Annotated in this window: 15 protein-coding genes and 2 tRNA genes; 6 read left to right on the forward strand and 11 right to left on the reverse strand. The window is 67.9% G+C overall.

All coding sequences use genetic code 11. The features are described from left to right. Position 1 precedes the first annotated feature (1 nt). Entirely contained in the window at positions 2 to 2,737 is a 2,736-nt protein-coding gene (locus BLS40_RS05570; protein WP_092149849.1) for a valine--tRNA ligase, read from the reverse strand. A gap of 31 nt (positions 2,738 to 2,768) precedes the next feature. Next, the gene (locus BLS40_RS05575) at positions 2,769 to 3,764 is read right to left on the reverse strand and encodes a malate dehydrogenase (RefSeq protein ID WP_092149851.1); all 996 of its coding nucleotides are present in this window, start codon (positions 3,762 to 3,764) and stop codon (positions 2,769 to 2,771) included. A 332-nt stretch (positions 3,765 to 4,096) separates the two neighbouring features. On the opposite strand from BLS40_RS05575, the gene BLS40_RS05580 reads away from it, so the two are divergent. Beyond that, positions 4,097 to 4,954: a TetR/AcrR family transcriptional regulator gene (locus tag BLS40_RS05580; RefSeq protein WP_231908392.1), complete on the forward strand. Its 858-nt coding sequence runs from the start codon at positions 4,097 to 4,099 to the stop codon at positions 4,952 to 4,954. 18 nt (positions 4,955 to 4,972) lie between these two features. On the opposite strand, the gene clpX is transcribed toward BLS40_RS05580, so the two are convergent. The 6 genes from clpX to BLS40_RS05610 form a co-directional block, all read right to left on the reverse strand. Beyond that, positions 4,973 to 6,253, reverse strand: coding sequence for an ATP-dependent Clp protease ATP-binding subunit ClpX (gene clpX, locus BLS40_RS05585; RefSeq protein ID WP_092149853.1), 1,281 nt, complete (start codon positions 6,251 to 6,253; stop codon positions 4,973 to 4,975). 186 nt (positions 6,254 to 6,439) lie between these two features. After that, on the reverse strand, positions 6,440 to 7,060 hold the full coding sequence (locus BLS40_RS05590) for an ATP-dependent Clp protease proteolytic subunit (RefSeq protein WP_092149855.1): 621 nt from the start codon (positions 7,058 to 7,060) through the stop codon (positions 6,440 to 6,442). Positions 7,061 to 7,081: 21 nt separating this feature from the next. Continuing rightward, a complete protein-coding gene (locus BLS40_RS05595) occupies positions 7,082 to 7,675 on the reverse strand; it encodes an ATP-dependent Clp protease proteolytic subunit (RefSeq protein ID WP_092149857.1) in 594 nt (197 codons plus the stop codon). 201 nt (positions 7,676 to 7,876) lie between these two features. Continuing rightward, the gene (tig, locus tag BLS40_RS05600; RefSeq protein ID WP_092149859.1) at positions 7,877 to 9,280 is read right to left on the reverse strand and encodes a trigger factor; all 1,404 of its coding nucleotides are present in this window, start codon (positions 9,278 to 9,280) and stop codon (positions 7,877 to 7,879) included. A gap of 65 nt (positions 9,281 to 9,345) precedes the next feature. Then, positions 9,346 to 9,419, reverse strand: a tRNA-Pro gene (locus BLS40_RS05605). A gap of 131 nt (positions 9,420 to 9,550) precedes the next feature. After that, a tRNA-Gly gene (locus BLS40_RS05610) sits at positions 9,551 to 9,625 on the reverse strand. Positions 9,626 to 9,767: 142 nt separating this feature from the next. Between BLS40_RS05610 and BLS40_RS05615 the strand changes: the two genes are divergently transcribed. The 5 genes from BLS40_RS05615 (at position 9,768) to BLS40_RS05635 (ending at position 14,509) form a co-directional block, all read left to right on the forward strand. Beyond that, positions 9,768 to 10,553 (forward strand): hypothetical protein, encoded by a 786-nt coding sequence (locus BLS40_RS05615; protein ID WP_092149861.1) that lies wholly within the window; start codon positions 9,768 to 9,770, stop codon positions 10,551 to 10,553. 11 nt (positions 10,554 to 10,564) lie between these two features. Further along, positions 10,565 to 11,362, forward strand: coding sequence for an enoyl-CoA hydratase-related protein (locus tag BLS40_RS05620; RefSeq protein ID WP_092149864.1), 798 nt, complete (start codon positions 10,565 to 10,567; stop codon positions 11,360 to 11,362). Positions 11,363 to 11,488: 126 nt separating this feature from the next. Next, entirely contained in the window at positions 11,489 to 12,280 is a 792-nt protein-coding gene (locus BLS40_RS05625; RefSeq protein WP_092149867.1) for an electron transfer flavoprotein subunit beta/FixA family protein, read from the forward strand. After that, positions 12,277 to 13,242 carry an electron transfer flavoprotein subunit alpha/FixB family protein gene (locus tag BLS40_RS05630; protein ID WP_231908393.1) on the forward strand — a complete coding sequence of 322 codons (966 nt, stop codon included), beginning with the start codon at positions 12,277 to 12,279 and terminating at the stop codon, positions 13,240 to 13,242. Before BLS40_RS05625 ends, BLS40_RS05630 begins: the two co-directional genes overlap by 4 nt. Positions 13,243 to 13,255: 13 nt before the next feature. Then, a complete protein-coding gene (locus tag BLS40_RS05635; protein ID WP_092149870.1) occupies positions 13,256 to 14,509 on the forward strand; it encodes a cytochrome b/b6 domain-containing protein in 1,254 nt (417 codons plus the stop codon). A gap of 19 nt (positions 14,510 to 14,528) precedes the next feature. Here the strand turns inward: BLS40_RS05635 and BLS40_RS11325 are convergent, their stop codons facing one another. The 3 genes from BLS40_RS11325 to BLS40_RS05650 are packed head-to-tail and all read right to left on the reverse strand — an operon-like array spanning position 14,529 to position 18,369. Beyond that, a complete protein-coding gene (locus BLS40_RS11325) occupies positions 14,529 to 16,283 on the reverse strand; it encodes a glycosyltransferase (RefSeq protein ID WP_092149873.1) in 1,755 nt (584 codons plus the stop codon). Beyond that, the gene (locus tag BLS40_RS05645; RefSeq protein WP_092149876.1) at positions 16,280 to 17,383 is read right to left on the reverse strand and encodes a glycosyltransferase; all 1,104 of its coding nucleotides are present in this window, start codon (positions 17,381 to 17,383) and stop codon (positions 16,280 to 16,282) included. The genes BLS40_RS11325 and BLS40_RS05645 overlap by 4 nt, the downstream gene beginning before the upstream one ends. Beyond that, positions 17,380 to 18,369: a glycosyltransferase gene (locus BLS40_RS05650; RefSeq protein WP_092149878.1), complete on the reverse strand. Its 990-nt coding sequence runs from the start codon at positions 18,367 to 18,369 to the stop codon at positions 17,380 to 17,382. The genes BLS40_RS05645 and BLS40_RS05650 overlap by 4 nt, the downstream gene beginning before the upstream one ends. Between the last annotated feature and the right edge of the window lie 91 nt (positions 18,370 to 18,460).

Genomic DNA, 18,460 nt, shown 5'->3' on the forward strand with positions numbered 1-18,460 from the left:
GCTACGCCTCCGGCAGGTCCTGGAGCCGGGCGGTGACGCGCTCGACTTCCTCCAACGCGACCTCGCGGCGCGCCTTGATCTTTTCCACCACGTCCTGCGGCGCCTTGGCCAGGAAGGAGTCGTTGGACAGCTTCTTTCCGGTGGTCTCGAGCTCCTTGTGGGCCTCCGCGAGCTCCTTTTCCAGCCGCTTGCGCTCTGCGGCGATGTCGACGGTGCCCGAGGTATCCAGCGCGACATCGACAGTGGCGCGGCTCAGCCTCACCTCCACGCTTGCCGACGCCCGGAAGTCGCCGCCGGGGACCTCCACCTTGGCAATGCTGCGGATGAGGTTTTCCTGCTGGACGAGGTCCGCGGCGCCGAAGTCGATCTGCGCGGGCACCTTCTGGGAGGGCTTGACGCCCTGGTCGGAACGGAAGCGCCGCAGCTCGGTGATGAGCTTGACGGAGTCCTCGATGCGGCGCCGGGCCTCCTGGTCCGTCTGCGCCCCGCCGTTGGTGTCGCCCGAGGTTGGCCATGCTGCCAGGTTGAGCGATTCCTCCCCCGTCAGCGCCGTCCACAGGACCTCGGTGACGAACGGCATCGTCGGGTGCAACAGGCGCAGGACGACGTCGACCACCCGGCCGAGGACGATTCTGGTGGTGCGCCCGCGGGCGATCTCCTCCGCGCTTGCCTCCGCCTCGTCGCGCGGGATCTGCGTCTTTGCAATCTCGAGGTACCAGTCGCACAGCTCGTCCCACGCGAAGTGGTAGAGCTCCTCGTTTGCTTTGGCGAACTGGTAGTCATCCAGGAAAGCGTCCACCTGGGCGCGGAGCTCCTCCGCGCGGTCGAGGATCCAGCGATCGGCGTCGGTGAGCTCCTCGCGGGCGGGAAGCTCCCCTACCGCCGCCCCGTTCATCAGGGCAAACTTGGTGGCGTTGTACAGCTTGGTGGCGAAGTTGCGGGCGGACTGGGCGTTGTCCTCCCCGATGGGCAGGTCGATGCCCGGGTTGGCGCCGCGGGCGAGCGCGAAGCGCAGGGCGTCGGCGCCGTAGCTGTCCACCCAGTCCATGGGGTCGATGCCGTTGCCCAGGGACTTCGACATCTTTCGTCCCTTTTCATCGCGCACGAGCCCGTGCAGGTACAGGTCCGTAAACGGCACCTGCGGGCGGCCGTCGGTGCCGGATCCGAGCACCTCGGGCGTCTGGGAACCGGCGAACGTGCCGAACATCATCATCCGCGCCACCCAGAAGAACAAGATGTCGTAGGCGGTGACCAGCACCGAGGTGGGGTAGAACTTCTCCAGCTCCGGGGTCGCGTCCGGCCACCCCATGGTGGAAAACGGCCACAGGGCCGAGGAGAACCACGTGTCCAGCACATCGGGGTCCTGGGTGTAGCCCGCCGGCGGCTCCTCACCCGGCCCGACGCACACCACCTCATCGTTGGGCCCGTACCAGATCGGGATCCGGTGACCCCACCACAGCTGGCGGGAAATCGTCCAGTCGTGCATATTGTCTACCCAGTCGAAGTAGCGCTTCTCCATCGACTGCGGGTGGATGACCGTGTCGCCCGCCCGCACGGCGTCGCCCGCCATTTTGGCGAGCCGGTCCACCTTGACAAACCACTGCAGCGACAGGCGCGGCTCGATCGCCTCGCCCGAGCGCTCCGAATGGCCCACGGAGTGGACGTAGGGGCGGACCTCCTTGACAATGCGCCCCTGCTCCGCGAGCGCCTCGCGCACGGCTACGCGGGCCTCCTCGCGCGTCATGCCGTCGAAACGCGTGCCGGTTTCGGCGATGCGGCCGGTCTCGTCCATGATGATCGGCATGTCTAGGTTGTGGCGCAAGCCCATCTCGTAGTCGTTCGGGTCGTGGGCCGGGGTGATCTTCACCGCGCCGGTTCCCAGCTCCATGTCCACGTAGTCGTCGGCGATGACGGTGAGCTTCAGGTCGTCGCGGAACGGGTGGTCGAACTGGGTGCCCACGAGGTGGGCGTAGCGCTCGTCGTCGGGGTGGACCGCGATGGCGACGTCGCCCAGCATCGTCTCCACGCGCGTGGTGGCCACGACGAGGTGCGGCTCGTTGTCGTCCAGGGAGCCGTAGCGGATGGAGACGAACTCGCCCTCGACGTCCTTGTACACCACCTCGATGTCGGACACCGCCGTTTCCAGCACGGGGGACCAGTTCACCAGGCGGTAGTCGCGGTAGATCAGCCCGGCGTCAAAAAGCTGCTTGAATATCGTCTGCACCGCGCGCGAGAGCCCCTCATCCAGGGTGAAGCGCTCGCGCGACCAGTCCACGCTGTCACCGATCGCCCGCATTTGCGACGCAATCGTGCCCCCGTAGTTCTCCTTCCACTCCCACACCCGGGCGACGAACTCGTCGCGGCCGTAGCCGTAGCGGTCCTTGCCCTCTTCCTCCTTGAGCTTGGCCTCCACCTTGGTTTGGGTGGCGATGCCGGCGTGGTCCATGCCCGGCAGCCACAGCACCTCGTATCCCTGCATGCGCTTGCGGCGCACGAGCGCGTCCATGAGCGTGTGGTCGAGGGCGTGGCCCATGTGCAGCTGGCCCGTCACATTCGGCGGCGGGAGCACCACCGAGAAGGCGGGTTTGTCCGAGGAGGGGTCGGCGGTGAAGTAGCCCTTGTCCACCCATCCCTCGTACAGGGTCTGCTCGTGCTCGCGCGGCTCCCACGATTTCGGGAGCGCGTCAGCCCTGTTGACGCCTACCAGCTGTGCACTCTGCCCATTTTGTTCAGTCACGCGACATAGTCTAGCCGGGCCCTACGACACGCTAGAAAAGGCTGTCAGCCACCGCGGCTTCCTCGCGCAGCGCCTCGACGTTGGCGTTGATACGGCTGCGCTGGAACTCCGTGAGGTCCAGACCCTCGACCACGGCCCACCGCCCGTTGATCCCCACCGTGGGAAAGCCGAACACCAGGCCCTCGTCCACGCCGTATTCGCCTGTCGACGCCCGCGCCACGGTGGTCCAGCGCCCACCCGTTCCCTGGACCCAGTCGCGCATGTGGTCGACCGCCGCCGACGCGGCCGAGGCCGCGGAGGAGGACCCGCGCACGCTGATGATCTCCGCCCCGCGCTGGGCCACGCGGGGGATGAACTCGTCGACGTACCATGCGCGGTCGACGCGTCCCGTGGCCTGCTCGCCCGCCACGCGCAGGTACTCGATGTCGGGGAACTGCGTGTCGGAGTGGTTTCCCCACACCACGAGTCCGTCGATGTCGCCAACGGCGGCGCCGAGCTTCGCCGCCAGCTGCGATGCGGCGCGGTTGTGGTCGAGGCGCATCATGGCGTTGAAGCGCTCCGCCGGAATGTCGCGCGCCGCTTTCGCGGCGATGTAGGCGTTGGTGTTGGCGGGGTTGCCCACCACGAGGACCCTGATGTCGTCCGCAGCGGCGTCGTTAAGCGCGCTGCCCTGCTCGGTGAAGATGCGGCCGTTGGCGGTCAACAGATCCTTGCGGGACTCCCCCTTGCCGCGCGGCTTCGCCCCGACGAGGAAGGCCGCGTTCGCCCCGTCGAAGCCGCGGCGGGGGTCATCGGTGACGGTGACGGAGTTGAGCAGGGGGAACGCGGAGTCGGCCAGTTCCATTGCCACGCCCTCGGCCACCCGCACCGCGCTGGGAATCTCCAGCAGGCTCAGGTTCACCTTCTGCCCCGGCCCGAATACGTCGCCCGACGCGATCCTCCACAGCAGCGAATACGCGATGTTCCCGCCCGCCCCCGTGACGGTGACGTTGACAACGCTGCGACTCACAGTGTCAGTTGCTTCCATTGCTCCGTGTCCTCCCTCTCCGCCCGGTCACCCTGGGGTCGGCCTGCGTTGGTGGCTGTCCATCGCAGTATAGCCCCGGAAACACCCCGGAAACACCCCGGAAACACCCCGGAAACACCCCGGAATCACTCGGCGCGCCGTGCAGTCTCCCACCCCCGACCCCGGCGCCGGGGACGAACCGTCTCCCCCCAATTCCCCCCGTTTGTGGTCAATTCCGCGTGGTAGAGGTCTCATTCGGGCACCCGCTCACCATCCGCGCCCTATTTCGTGCACGATGTTGAGAGCACGCAGAAGAATTTTCGAACTCACCGGCCCACGGGAAAGGAGCCTCCTTGGCCGATACGCCTCACGGCTCCTCGAGTGCCCGCGCCCAATCCGGCTCCGGCGACTACCTCGACGACCTGTACTCCGCCGACGCCCCAGCCACCGGCGCCCCCGACGCGGTTTCCCCGCCCGTCGAGGAGGCGGCAGATAAACCGGAAGTGGGTGCGGAGGCGTCCCGCGTGGTGGATATCGCCCTCGCGATGTTCGCCGCCGACGGGTTTTCGGCCACCAAGCTCGACGCGGTGGCCAAGGAATCGGGCATGTCTAAGCGCATGATCCACTACCACTTCACGGACAAGAAGGGGCTATATCGGCACACGCTTGTGCGCGCCATGGAGCGCATCACTCCCCCGGCGGAGGTGCTCAACCGCTCGTATGCGGTCCCCGTTGAAGGAATGAGGCGCTTCGTCGACGCCATCTTCTACCGCTTTCAGGACAACGGCGATGCCGTCGCGCTCATGCTGCGGGAGAACCTGGACCAGGTGCTCGCCCCCAGCGAGATGGCGACCCTCAACGGCCACGCCGACGTCGTCTTGCACATGGAGCGTCTCCTACTGCTCGGGCAGGATTCGGGGGCGTTCCGCCCCGGCATCTCCGCCGCCGATGTGCTCCTTCTCGTCTCCTCGGTGTCCGTCTTCCGCATCAGCAACCACAGCGCGTCGCTCGCGCTGGGGCAGATGAAGTTGACCAATCAGCGCAACACCGAAGGCCTGCGCCGCATGACAATCGACATGGTGCTCGGGTTTTTGACCTCGAACATCCCCGACTCCGGCTACTCCAGCTACCTGGAGGCGACCGGGAAGCCGGGGCCCGGCATGCAGACCCCGGCAGATCCGTACACCATCAAGGAGCCGGAGATTTACTAGGCAGATACTAGGCAGATACTAGGCGGACTTCTTCTGTGTCGCCGCGACGTACTCCGGCTCCGCCTCGCCGCGGACGACCTCGGCGTCAATCACGACCCCCTTGACGTCGTCGCGGTCCGGCAGCTCGTACATGACGGGCACCAGCAGCTCCTCCATGATCGCCCGCAGCCCGCGCGCGCCGGTCTTGCGTTCCGCCGCCTTGTCGGCGATCTCACCGAGCGCGTCGTCCGTGATCGTCAGCTCCGCCCCGTCCATAGCAAACAGGCGCGAATACTGCTTGACCAGGGAATTCTTGGGCTCCTTGAGCACGCGCACGAGGGCGTCGCGGTCTAAGTCCTCCACGTTGGCCAGAATGGGCAGGCGGCCGATGAACTCGGGGATCAAACCGAACTTGACCAGGTCCCCCGGCAGCACCTTGGACAGCAGGTTCGACTCGTCGCGTTCGCTCTTGGAATCGATCTCCGCGCCGAAACCGATGCCCTTCTTCCCCACCCGCTCCGCGATCACCTTGTCCAGGCCCGCGAAGGCTCCGGCCACGATGAACAAGATGTTCGTGGTGTCAATCTGGATGAACTCCTGGTTGGGGTGCTTGCGCCCGCCCTGCGGCGGCACGGACGCGACCGTGCCCTCGAGAATTTTCAGCAGCGCCTGCTGCACGCCCTCGCCGGACACGTCGCGGGTGATGGACGGGTTCTCGGACTTGCGCGAGATCTTGTCCACCTCGTCGACGTAGATGATGCCGTGTTGCGCCCGGTCCACGTCGTAGTCGGCGGCCTGAAGCAGCTTGAGCAAAATATTCTCGACGTCCTCGCCCACGTAGCCGGCCTCGGTGAGGCTCGTGGCGTCGGCGATGGCGAAGGGGACGTTGAGCATGCGGGCGAGTGTCTGGGCGAGGTAGGTCTTGCCGGAGCCCGTCGGCCCGAGAAGGAGGATGTTCGATTTCGCGATCTCGACGTCCTCCTCACGCTTGCGCCCTCCCTTGGAGCCGGTCTGCTCGCTGCGGATGCGCTTGTAGTGGTTGTACACGGCTACCGCGAGTGTGCGTTTGGCCGCGTCCTGGCCGATGACGTACTGGTCGAGGAAGCCGACGATTTCCGACGGGCGGGGTAGCTTCTCGCTGTCTGCGGACTCCGCTTCCTGGACCCCGGCGAGCTCTTCTTCAATGATTTCGTTGCACAGCTCGATGCACTCGTCACAGATGTAGACGCCGCCGCCCGCGATCAGTTTGCGCACCTGCTTCTGGCTCTTTCCGCAGAAAGAGCACTTGAGCAGGTCGGAACTGTCCTGTGTGACTGACATGTGGGTATGCGCTCCCGGTAAAAATCTGGTGGGGGTTTTAAACAAACGTAGAGTTTCGTCAAAGTGTAGCCACCTCACCGTCTCACGGCGGTGACGGTGTGCACAACTTAGTGACGAAAGCGCGCGGCCTGCACCCACGCGCGGTGGGTGCAGGCCGGTGCGGAGTGGGCGATCTCTCGCCGCGCGCTAGCGGTTGAGCTTACGGTAATCGAAGACCTGGTCAATGATCCCGTAGTCGACGGCTTCCGCCGCGGTGAGAATCTTGTCGCGGTCGGTGTCGATCCGTACCTGCTCCGCGGTCCGGCCCGTGTGCTCCGCCAGGGTGGTCTCCATCAGCCGGCGCATGCGCTCGATCTCGGCCGCCTGGATCTCCAGGTCGGACACCTGGCCCTGGGTGCCCTGGGTGGCGGGCTGGTGGATCAGCACGCGCGAGTTGGGCAGCGCGGCGCGCTTTCCGGGGGCGCCAGCGGCGAGGATGACGGCCGCGGCGGAGGCGGCCTGGCCGAGGCAGACCGTCTGCACATCGGGGCGGACGTACTGCATCGTGTCGTAGATCGCCATCAGCGCGGTGAACGATCCACCCGGCGAGTTGATGTACATGGTGATGTCGCGGTCCGGGTCCTGGGACTCGAGCACGAGCAGCTGCGCCATGATGTCGTTCGCCGAGGTGTCATCCACCTGGGTGCCGAGGAAGACGATGCGCTCCTCGAAGAGCTTGCCGTACGGGTCGATCTGCTTGGTGCCGAAGGAGGTCTCCTCCAGAAACTGCGGCAGAACGTAGCGGGAGTTGGGCATGTGAAAAGTCATGGGGTAAGTCTCCTGTTCTGCTTAATTTCCGACGGTTCCGTCTGACGCTTCGCGCGCATCCGAGATAACGTGATCGACGATTCCGTATTCCATAGCTTCCTGCGCGGTGAACCAGCGGTCGCGGTCGGAATCCTTGGTGATCTGCTCGAAGGTCTGCCCGGTGTGCTCGGCGATCAGCTCCGCCATTTCACGCTTGGTGGCGGCGAACTGCTCCGCCTGGATGGCGATGTCGGCGGCGGTGCCGCCCACACCTGCGGAGGGCTGGTGCATCATGATGCGCGCGTGCGGCAGGGCGTAACGCTTGCCCTTGGTGCCGCCGGACAGGAGGAACTGGCCCATGGAGGCGGCCAGGCCCATGCCGTATGTGGCGATGTCGCACGGCGAGTACTTCATGGTGTCGTAGATCGCCATGCCGGCGGTTACCGACCCGCCGGGCGAGTTGATGTACAGCGAGATGTCGCGGGTCGGGTCCTCGGCAGACAACAGGAGAATCTGCGCGCATAGCTTGTTGGCAATCTCGTCGTCGACCTGCTGGCCGAGGAAGATAATGCGCTCGCGCAGAAGGCGCTCGTAGACCGAGTCGCCGAGGTTCATCCCGGGTTGCGGAGAGGTCATGTGTACTCCTTAAACGTAAGTGAATTTATGTCGTTCAATGCCACCACACTACTCGTGGGCCAGCCGCCGAGAAACCGTGTTCGCTACGGGCGTACGCACGCATTTTTAGCGGCCCGGCGAACGCGCGCCCGGTCCCGCGCACGGGCGAAAAACGCCCCCGCCGCGCGCAGCACGGCAGGGGCGGACAGGGGCACGCGGGAACTAGTCCTCGGAGCCCTCCGGCGCCTCGGTGGTCTCCGTTGCCTCGGTTGCCTCGGCTACCTCAGCGGCTTCCGCGTCCTCCTCGATCTCGCCGAAGTAGTCGTTCGGGTCGACGGAGTTGCCCTCGGAATCGGTCACCGTGGTGCGCGAAATGGCGGCGGCGAGCGCCTTGCCGCGGCGCACGTCGGAAAACAGGTTGGCGATCTGCCCGGACTGCTGCAGCTGGGCCACGAACTGGTTCGGGTCCATGCCGTAGGACTGCGCGGTGAACAGGATGTGGTCGGTGAGCTCCTGCTGAGACACCTCAGGCTGCTCCTGCTCGGCGACGGCATCCAGGAACAGCTGGGTGCGCACGGACTCCTCGGCCTGCTCGCGGCTCGTCGCGTCGAACTCCTCGCGGGTGGTGCCCTGCGCTTCAAGCAGCTGGGCGAGGGCGTTCTCGTCGTGCGCCATCTGGCCGAGCAGCTGGTGCAGCTGGTTGTGGACCTGCTCCTCCACGATGGACTCCGGCAGGGCGAACTCGGACTGCGCCAGCGCGGCCTTGAGCACCTCGTCGCGGATGTCAGCGGCCTGCTCCGCCTTTTTGGACTCCCCGAGCTGGGTCTTGGTGGACTCCCGCAGCTCCTCGACGGTGTCGAACTCGGAGGCCATCTGGGCGAACTCGTCGTCCAGGTCCGGCAGGGTGCGCTCCTTGGTCTGCTGGACGCGCACCTTCACGGTGGCTTCCTCGCCCTTGTGCTCGCCGTGCTCGATGGTGGCGGTGAACTCGGACTCCTCCTCGGACTTCATGCCGCGCAGCGCGGTGTCGAGCCCCTTGATCAGGTCGTCGGAGCCCACTTCGTAGGACAGGCCCTCGGTGGATGCCTCATCGATCTTTTCGCCGTCGATCTCTGCGGTGAGGTCGATCACGGCGAAATCGCCGGTCTTGAGCTTGCGCTTCGAGTCCTTGAGCTCCCCGAAGCGGGCGCGCAGGTTGTCGAGCTCTTCGTCGACGGCGGCGTCGTCAATCTTCAGCGCCGGGACGGTCACCGAGATGGTGGAGAAGTCGGGGACGGTGATCTCCGGGCGGACGTCAACCTCCGCGGTGAACTCGACGACGTCGTTGTCCTCGATCTTGGTGATGTCGATCTGCGGCTGGCCGATCGGGTTGAGGTCGTTGTCGTTGATCGCCTGCTCGTACCGCGACGGGAGCATGTCGTTGACGACCTGCTCGAGGAGGGGGCCGCGCCCAAAGCGGGCGTCGATAAGCTGGCGCGGCGCCTTGCCGCGGCGGAAACCGGGGATAGTGACCTGCTGGGCGATCGCCTTGTAGGCCTGGTCGATTTCCTGACCGAGCTCGTCAAACGGGACGTTGACGGTCAGTTTCACGCGGGTGTCGCTGAGCTTGTCGACGGTAGTCTTCACAGATATCTCCTGTAGTTGTTTTATGTTCACGGACAATCATCTGCTCGCCGGCTGACTGCCCATTGTCGGGGCGACAGGATTTGAACCTGCGACCCCCTGCTCCCAAAGCAGGTGCGCTACCAAGCTGCGCCACGCCCCGTCCGACCTACGCAGGCCGGTCACGGCCCACGGCTTGAAATTGTAGCGTCACGCTCCCACCCCCCATTTCATCGGGCTGGCGTTAGCCCTCGCAGGCACGGAAAAACCGGCCGTTTCACGGGCCGGTCGACGTGGAGGGAATGACGGGAATCGAACCCGCGTCTTCAGCTTGGAAGGCTGAGGTATTAGCCACTATACGACATTCCCACGCGGTTGAGCGCGTCATAGTTTAACGCATACCGTCGTTCTGGCACAAAAACGGAACTTTTCGGGCCGTGGCCTCGTTAGTATCGGTGGAAACCTAGTGGAAACCTACTAGCACCAGCTAGCACCAGAGAGGCTTGTTTTCGTGGAACTGCTACTTCTGCTCGCCATCGCCGGCGGCGTGATCTATTTCCTGAGCAACCGCGACGGCGGGTCGCGCAAGCAACTCGAGCAGCAGCAGCTCGACGACGCGCTGGCCGACGCGAAGCGCTGGACCGACCGTCTCGGCTCCCAGGTGCTCAACCTCGCGGGCACTGATACCGCGTCCTCGCAGGCCATGGCGGACGCCTCCGAGCGTTTCACCGCCGCATCCGCCGCGCTTGCCGACGCCCGCTCGGTCAAGCAGGCCCACCTCGCCCGCGAGAGCGCCCTGGAGGGCCTGCACTACGTCAACGCGGCGCGCGAGATCATGGGCATGCCGGCCGGCCCTCCGCTGCCGGAGCTCGAGGGACAACGCCGCGCAGGCCGGGTGACGGAGCAGCGCACCGTCACCCAGGAGGACGGCACCGTCGTCACCGCCTCTCCGCACGCCTCGGAGCAGACCCCGCACTACTACCCCGGCGGCGCCGTGGCGGGGCGCCCCGTTCCGGCGGGCTGGTACTCGACCGCCTGGTGGGCACCGGCGATGATGACCGGCATGTGGGCCGCGAGCTCCATGCTGTTCTACTCCGCGATGTTCGCGGGCATGGCGGGCACCCCGTCCGCAGCTGAGTTCGAGGCCGGAGACTTCGGCGACGCCGGCGCAGACGCGGGCGATATGGGTGACATGGGTGAGGCCGGCGACATGGGCGAGGCCGGTGACGTGGGCGGCGGCTTCTTCGACGGCGGAGACATGGGCGGCGGGTTCGACTTTGGCGGGTTCGACTTCTAGGCGGCTCACGCATGGATACCTCACTCGCACGCGGCATCATCGCCGCCTCCGTCGACGGCCCCGTCCTCACCATCACCATTGACAACCCGGGCAAACGCGGCGCTCTCCTGCCGGATTCATACCGGGCGATCGGCGACCTCGTGCGCTCCGCGAGCAGCGACCCCGCGGTGCGGGCCGTGATCATTACAGGGGACGACAAGGCGTTCAGCTCCGGGATGGACATCGACGTCTTCCTCGACGAGGGCACCAGGCAGACCCACCCCGAGCTCGGCGTGCGGGACACGCTCATCGACATCGAGTACATGGCCCAGTCGATCGTGCGCGCCGCGGTCCCCGTGATCGCGGCGGTAGAAGGCGCCTGCGCGGGAATCGGCGCCTCGGTGGCCTTCCTCTGCGACCTCATCGTCGCCGGTGAGAAAGCCTTCTTCACCCTCCCATTCACCGCCATCGGCCTCATCCCCGATGGCGGCGTCCTAGCTACTCTGACCGCCTCCGTCGGACGCCACCGCGCGATGGACATGGTGCTGCGCCACACCCGGATTTCGGCCCGGGATGCCTACGACTTCGGGCTGGTGACGCAGCTCGCCCCCGACGCGCTCGCCACCGCGCGCGACATCGCACAGGGGTTGACCCTGTCGCCGCGCGAAGCTGTCGGCCGCACCAAAGCCGCCGTCAACCAGGCGAGCCTCGCGCAGATGTCCCGCAGCCTGGAGTCCGAGGCGATGGTGCAAACCCGGTTGCTGGGCTCGCCCGAGCACGCGGAGGGCGCCGCCGCGTTCCGCGAGAAGCGGCGCCCCCGTTTCACCTAGTGTCGTCCCTAGCGTCGTCGCTTGATTCCCGGCGCCTCCCCGGGTAGTCCCAGCTGGCGGGTGAGGCGGTACACTTTGGCGTCGTCAAGCTTTAGCGCCGAGTAAACGCCGAGTAAAGGAGACGCGATGCGTATTGCCGTGCTGCTGAAGGAGGTCCCCGACACCTACAGCGACCGCACCATGAACCTCGAGACCGGTTTGACCGACCGCTCGGGCGACGTCGTCGCCGACGAGGTCGGCGAGCGCGCCGTGGAGGCGGCGCTGCGCATCGCCGAGGCCGCCGGCGACTCCCAGGTTGACATCCTGAGCGTGGGGCCCGCCGAATCGGTGGGCAGCATCCGCAAGGGCATCGCGATGGGAGGGGCGGAGGCCTACCTCGTCAGCGACGACAAGCTCGTCGGCGCCGACCTCACCCTCACCGCGCAGGTGCTGGCCGCGCTGGTCGAGCGCGGCGGTTATGACCTCGTGGTCGCCGGCGCCGCCTCCTCCGATGGGGCGAGCGGCGTCATGGCGGCCATGGTCGGCGAGCTGCTCGGGATTCCGGCGCTGACCAACCTCACCGAGGTCGCCGTCGCCGGGTCCACGGTCACGGGCACGCAGGCGAGCGACGGCGCGGTGCTCACCCTCGAGTGCGATCTGCCGGCCGTCGTCGCGGTCACCGACGAATTCCCCGACGCGCGCTTCCCCAACTTCAAGGGGCTGATGGCGGCGAAGAAGAAAGAGATCAACTCCGTTTCGCTTACCGATCTCGGTGTGGACCCGGAGGACTGGACGCACGCGCGCGCCATCGTCGTGGAGATCTCCCAGCGCCCCGCGCGTGCGCGCGGCGAGATCATCGACGGCAACTCGCAGGCAGCCGGCAAACTCGTCGACTTCCTGGAGTCGAAGAACCTCATTGCGAAGGAGTCCGCACAGTGATTTCGGAGAAGATTTCGGAGAATTCGGGCAACCCCGTTCTCGTCGTCGTTCCCCCCACCCACGACGGCAGCCTCGACCTCGCCGCAGCCGAGCTCATCGGCGCGGCCAGCGCCGTCGGCGACCCGATCGCGCTGACGGACTCGGAAGCCCACGCCGAGGCCCTCGCCGGTTTCGGGGCGACGCGGGTGCTCCTCGCCCCGGGGGCCGACGTGGTCGCAGCCACCGCCGCCGCATACGATGCCTACTTCCCCGCGGCCGTGGTGTTCCCCCACTCGGTGCGCGGCCGCGAGGCCGCCGCGCGGTTCGCGGCGCGCTCGCGCAAGGCCCTGCTTACCGACGCCACCGGGTTGCGCACCGACGCCGAGGGCGTCGTCACCGACCACTCGAACTACGGGGGCGCCTATACCGCCGTGGCCGCGGCGACGCATTCGGCGCCGGTGGTCACGGTGCGTCCCGGGAGCGTCGACAAGCGGGCCGAGCCCGCCGAGCTGCGCGTCGAGGTCCTCGAGGTCGAGCCCGACGAGCGGCGCGCCGCGCGCGTGGTCGAGGTGACCCCCACCGAGCGCACCAGCCCGCGCCCCGACCTCGTCACCGCCGACAAGGTCGTCGCCGGCGGCGTCTCACTCGGGTCCGAGGAGATGTTCGAGGAGCTCGTCGGCGGGCTTGCCGACGCCTTGGGCGCCGCCGTCGGCGCCACCCGCTCCGCCGTGGACGAGGGCCAGGTGCCGTACGAGGCGCAGATCGGGCAGACCGGCGTTCTGGTGTCCCCGAAGCTCTACATCGCCGTGGGAATCTCCGGCGCGGTGCAGCACCTCGTGGGCATGCAGACGTCCGACACGATCGTGGCCATTAACAACGACGCCGACGCCCCCATCTTCGAGGTGGCGGACTTCGGCATCGTCGGCGACATTTTCGACGTGGTGCCGCAGATCATCGCCGAGCTCGAAGCACGCAACCGGTAGGAGGTAAGTGGACATGCAGACCCCGCTGCGTCGCGGTCTTCCCCGCGTCGAAGGAGGCGAACCCTGGCCGCCCGCCGGGGCGTCCGTCGAGCTCGACCGGCCCAGCCCCGCGCCGGTAACCGACATTGTCGCCGGATCCGTCGCTGAGCCCGTCTCACGCGATGACCTCACCGCCGTTCCCCTGCGCCGCGGGCTGCCCCGCACCCCCGGCGGCGAGCCGTTCCCCCCGGCGGCGGAAACGCGGCTGGCGCTCCCGGCCGCCGCCTTCAGGACCGTGGCGCCCGTGGAGGCGGCGCCTAATGAGCCTAGTGAGCCCGTCGACCCCGCCGAGTCGGCCCCCGCGGCTCCTGCCCCTAAGGCGCCGGCCGCGCAGCCGGGCCGGGACTGGGGCCGCTGGGTCACCGCGGCCATCTCCCTCGGCTTCGCGTTCGCCCTGGCCGTTCTGCTCGCCCGGTACGTCGCCGGCACGGGCTGGGGAGCGCAGTTCCTCGCGCGTTACGACGGCCAGCAGCCCCTACCGGAATCCGCCCCGGTGGGGCTACCCGCCTGGCTGAACTGGGCGCACTTCTTCAACATGTTCCTTATGGTGCTCATCATCAAGACCGGGCTGTCCGTGCGCCGGGAACGCAAGCCCGAGGCGTATTGGGCCCCGAAGAACAACCCGAGGGCGAAGATCTCGCTCACCCTGTGGCTGCACCTCATGCTGGACATCGCATGGGTGGTGCTCGGCGCGGTGTTCTACGTCCTGCTGTTTACCACCGGCCAGTGGGTGCGCATCGTGCCCACGAGCTGGGAGACCGTACCCAACGCCGTCTCCGCCGGGCTGCAGTACCTCACGCTCGACTGGCCGCTGGAAAACGGCTGGGTGCGCTACAACGCGCTGCAGGAACTCACGTACTTCGCGGTGGTGTTCATCGCCGCCCCGCTGGCGATCGTCTCCGGTGCGCGGATGAGCCCGTGGTGGCCCAAGGGCGTCACCGTGGTGTCCATGAAGGCCGCGCGCGCCATCCACTTCCCCACGATGATCTTCTTCGTGGTGTTCACCGTCACGCACGTCGCCTTGGTGCTGCTCACCGGGATGCGCCGCAACCTCAACGCCATGTTCGCCGCCCGCGGCAGCGTCGACCCCGCCGCCTACGCCACCGACTGGACCGGCACGCTGGTGTTCCTCGTCGCGCTCGTGTTTATCGCGCTGGCCTACCTCGCCGCCCGCCCGACGGTGGTTGCGCCCGTGGCGCGACTGACCGGGAACGTGTCCAACCGGTAGTTCACCCCGCTGAGCGGGGCTACCGGGTGCGTTGCCAGGAGCCGTCGACAAGCGAAATTGCCCCCGCCGCCGCGAATTGCTCCAGCCAGCCCTCCATGGGGTATTCCCCCCACTTCGAGCGGAAGTAGGCGGCGTTGGCCAGGATGTCGTCCAAGTGCTCCCACGGCGGCGACGACACCGGGTGGTGCTGGTGGAAGGCGTGCGCGCCGCCCACCCAGTACAGCTCGATCCCGTGCGCGTCGAGGTTCCGGGCGAAATCGGTGTCCTCTCCCCCGTAGCCCGTAAAACCGGGGTCGAAACCACCGAAGCCGGACGCGATGCGGCGCCACGTCTCCGCGCGCATGGCGAAGGATAGCGACCAGAACAGGTTGTAGTCCTCGGCCTTGTCGAGGCGGCCCGGCGCGGGGTTCGGCCGCCCCGGGTGCGGGTCGGGGTCGACGGTGCGCAGCTCGCCCGGGCCCATGTAGGTCACCGGGCCGGCCACGACGGCGTCGGGGTGAGCGGCAAGCGCCTCCACGTAGTAATTGATTAGGTCGTTCGACGCGACGCAGTCCGCGTCGAGGAAGATCAGGATCTCTGCCCCGCGCTCGATGGCAGCGCGCGCCCCGAGGTTGCGCGCCGCCGCCAAGTTTTTCTCGCCCGCCACCACGTGGGACGCCGGTGCCGCCTTGCGCAGCGCGTCGGCGTCCGCCAGGGCGACGGTGAGGTGGTCGGCGCCCACGGGCAGGAGGGCGACCTGGTTGTACAGGTGCGCGGCGCGGGAGGCGTCGGAGAGCGAGATGACGGCGATCCTGCTCGGCGGGGTCTGGTGCGCCACCGCCGCGATCACCTCCGCGGCGCGGTCTGCCGCGCCTTCCGTTTCCCAGCGGGACCAGTCGGGGTCCAGGGCGGCGGCGCGCTCCAGCAGCCCCGGCCACTCGCCGGGCGCGGGGAACGTGTCGGCCACGAGCGCCAGGCCCGCGCTTTCGACCTGGCGGGCGTTGAGTTTTTGCTCGACGAAGGGCCGGGGCTGGGGCAGCAGGATCCCGGGCGTGCGGGTCACGGCGAGGTCGGCGATCGAGTTCTGCCCGCCCGCGGTGACCACGACCCCGGCGGTGCTCAGCAGCTCCGTCGGGTCCTCCACACGCGTGTCGCCCGCCAGGTAGGTGAACCGGTAGCCGGGGCACGCGGCCTCGACGGCATCCCAATCCTCCGGCTCCCACGTCGCCCCGCCCTTGCCCGCCATGACCACCACGTGCCTCGGGTCCCGTCGTGCGCCCTCGAGCGGGCGCAGCCGGGAGATCCCGCCGACGGCGTGGACGCGGCTGGCGTGGGCGGCCAAATGCGCGGGAAGCTCCACCCACGAGGGCCAGGCGGCGATGATCGCGTCCGCCTGGGTGTACGCGAGCTGGTGGGGCAAGTCGTCGCGCAGGCCTGGCATGGCCAGGGTGACCACGGGGATTCCCATGAGCCGCACGAACGCGCAGACCTCGACGGAGACGTCGACGTAGAAGGCTCGCGGCTGGTTGTCGGCGACCCACTGCGCGATCGCGGCGAAGCGCCGCGCCAAGCCCGTGTTGCCGTAGGGGACGTAGTGCAGTGTCCCGCCGGCCGTCATCGCTCGGCCGTGCGGTAAGGGCGAATCCACCATCACGTCGTCGGCGAGAACCACGTCCGCGCCCGGCGCGGTAGATAGGATCGCGGCGCGCTCCCCGGCGCGCTCCAGCGCGCGCTGGATTTCCCGGCAGCGCTGGATGTGCCCCGCGCCTTGGTGGTGGGCGTAGATCCCTATCATCTGACCATCACCTCCTGGTAGAGCTCCGAGTAGCGGCGCGCCGTTTGGATGAGCGAGTGGTTGTCCACCACCCACTCGCGCGCGGCCGCCCGCTTGATGTGCAGCGCGGAATGGATCGCCCGGGCGAGCGAAACGACATCGTCGGGCGCGGCCAGCGCGGCGGGCGCATCGGCCAGCAGCTCGCCGAGCCCGCCGCGGGCGAAGGCGGCCACCGGGGTGCCGCACGCCATGGACTCGAATGCCACCAGGCCGAACGGCTCCTCCCAGCGCGGTGTGACCACGGTGACGGCGCAGCTGCCCACTAACGCCCGCAGGCCGGCATGCGAAAGCTCACCCAGCCAACGGATGCTCTCGCCGTTGAGTCGCGGGGCGATTTCCTCCTGGAAGTAGCGGTGGTCGCCCTTGCGCCCGGCGAGCAGCAGCGGCAGGCCAAGCAGGCGGCACGCGTCGATGGCCAGGTGCGGGGCCTTCTCCGGCACAAGGCGCCCGAACCACACCGCCGCCGTCCCTCCCGGGCCCGGCGTCCAATCGGACACGTTGACCCCGTTCGGGATCACAGTGACCGGCCGCGGGGTGGTCCAGTCGGCGGCGGTGACGTGGCTAACGGCGGCGAACTCCCCGGCGTCATCCCCCGCGCGGGCGATGGCGTCGGAAAGCTCGTCGATACGCGGCGTGTGCAGCGTGGTCACCATCGGCAGCGGCTCGGGCGACTGCGGGGAGGGGAACATCCAGGGGCTGAGCGAATTGTTGTGCACCACGTCGTAGCCGCGGCGCACCAGCAGCTGGCGCAGGGAGATAAACGCGCGGTCTTCGCGTTCGCGCTCGCCCTCCGGGTAGCCGGTGTCGGTGGCGAGCTCCCGCGACGAGCCCCAGTTGACGCCGGGCAGCTCGAAGTCGGGGCTGTTCCCGTCTGAGCCTTTGGCGGCGAAGAAGTCCACGTCGTGGCCCTGGATGCGCAGCGCTTTGACCATCGTGTGGCAAAACGCCTCCAGCCCACCCGCGTAGGGTTCGCGGATGGGGAAGCGCGCGGGCCCGACGAAGGCGATCGACAGCCTCGGTGCCCGGCGCGTCTGCGGTCCGCGCGGCAGAATCACCGTCACTGACCCACCACCTTCCTGTACGTCTCGTCGTAGGCGCGGCGCACCCGCTCCAGTTGCGCGGCGCGATCACCGGAGTACGGCACCGGGCCCCGTGTAATCAGCGCGCAGGCGGCCTCGGCGGCGCTCACAGCATCGCCCGCGCGGTAGATCTCCACCGCCTCCGGGGTGTCCACCTGCCCGGCGTAGCACCCGATATCGGGCACGGCCACGGTGGTGCCCAGGTCACGGCACATTTCCAGCCAGCCGGAGTGGGTCCCGCGGGTGTACGGCAGGATGCAGGTGCTCAGGCGCATAATCTCGCGGTGCAGGGTGGCGTCATCGAACGGGGCGTGCTCGATGAGCTCGATCTTCCCGCGCAGCGCGTCGCGCAGGCCGCGGGTGGCGTCGACGTCGTGCACGAACACGCGCAGGCGCACGCGCCGACTGACGGTGATGTAGAACTCCGGATCGGCCACGACGTTGGGGCGCAGCGATTTGAGGAACACCCCGGCCACGTCCTCGCGCGCCGGGGCTGTCTCCGGCTCCGGCGGGCGCGCCACGATCGCGGGGTGGGGCACGACGCGCACAGACTGCGCCCCAAATTCCTCGCGCAGCCGGTCCGCGGCGCAGTCCGTCAGCGTGAGCACGGCCGCGGCGGCGCCGACGAGGATGCGCAGGCGCTCGTGGTGTTCCCTCTGGTCCTCCAGGTGCGGGTTGTCTACGTCGTGGACGGTGAGCACGAGCGGCACCGGAAGCGCGCGCACCAGGTCCTCGATCTGCGCTGGCGTGCGGTGCTCGAACCCGAAGTGGATGTGCACGACATCGGCCGGGTCGGGCTCGCGTTCTTCTCCGCGCCAGTACCCGGCCTCGAGCGCGGGGTGCGGCCACCAATGGCCGTCGATATCCGGGTCCGGCAGATACGCAACGCCGGCAGGACGAATCGCCTGCGTGTAGGGATGTTCGGCGGGAATGGACAAAACCCGCACGTTGCGTACGTGCTCAGTCACTCCACCAATATAATCAACCGCGCATTCTTGCGCGCTAATGCGTCTGACCTAATTGGTCCTCATTGGTGGCGGGCGCTGTTGCTAGATTGGT

The organism is Corynebacterium mycetoides, assembly GCF_900103625.1.
In the GTDB taxonomy this organism is placed as follows: domain Bacteria; phylum Actinomycetota; class Actinomycetes; order Mycobacteriales; family Mycobacteriaceae; genus Corynebacterium; species Corynebacterium mycetoides.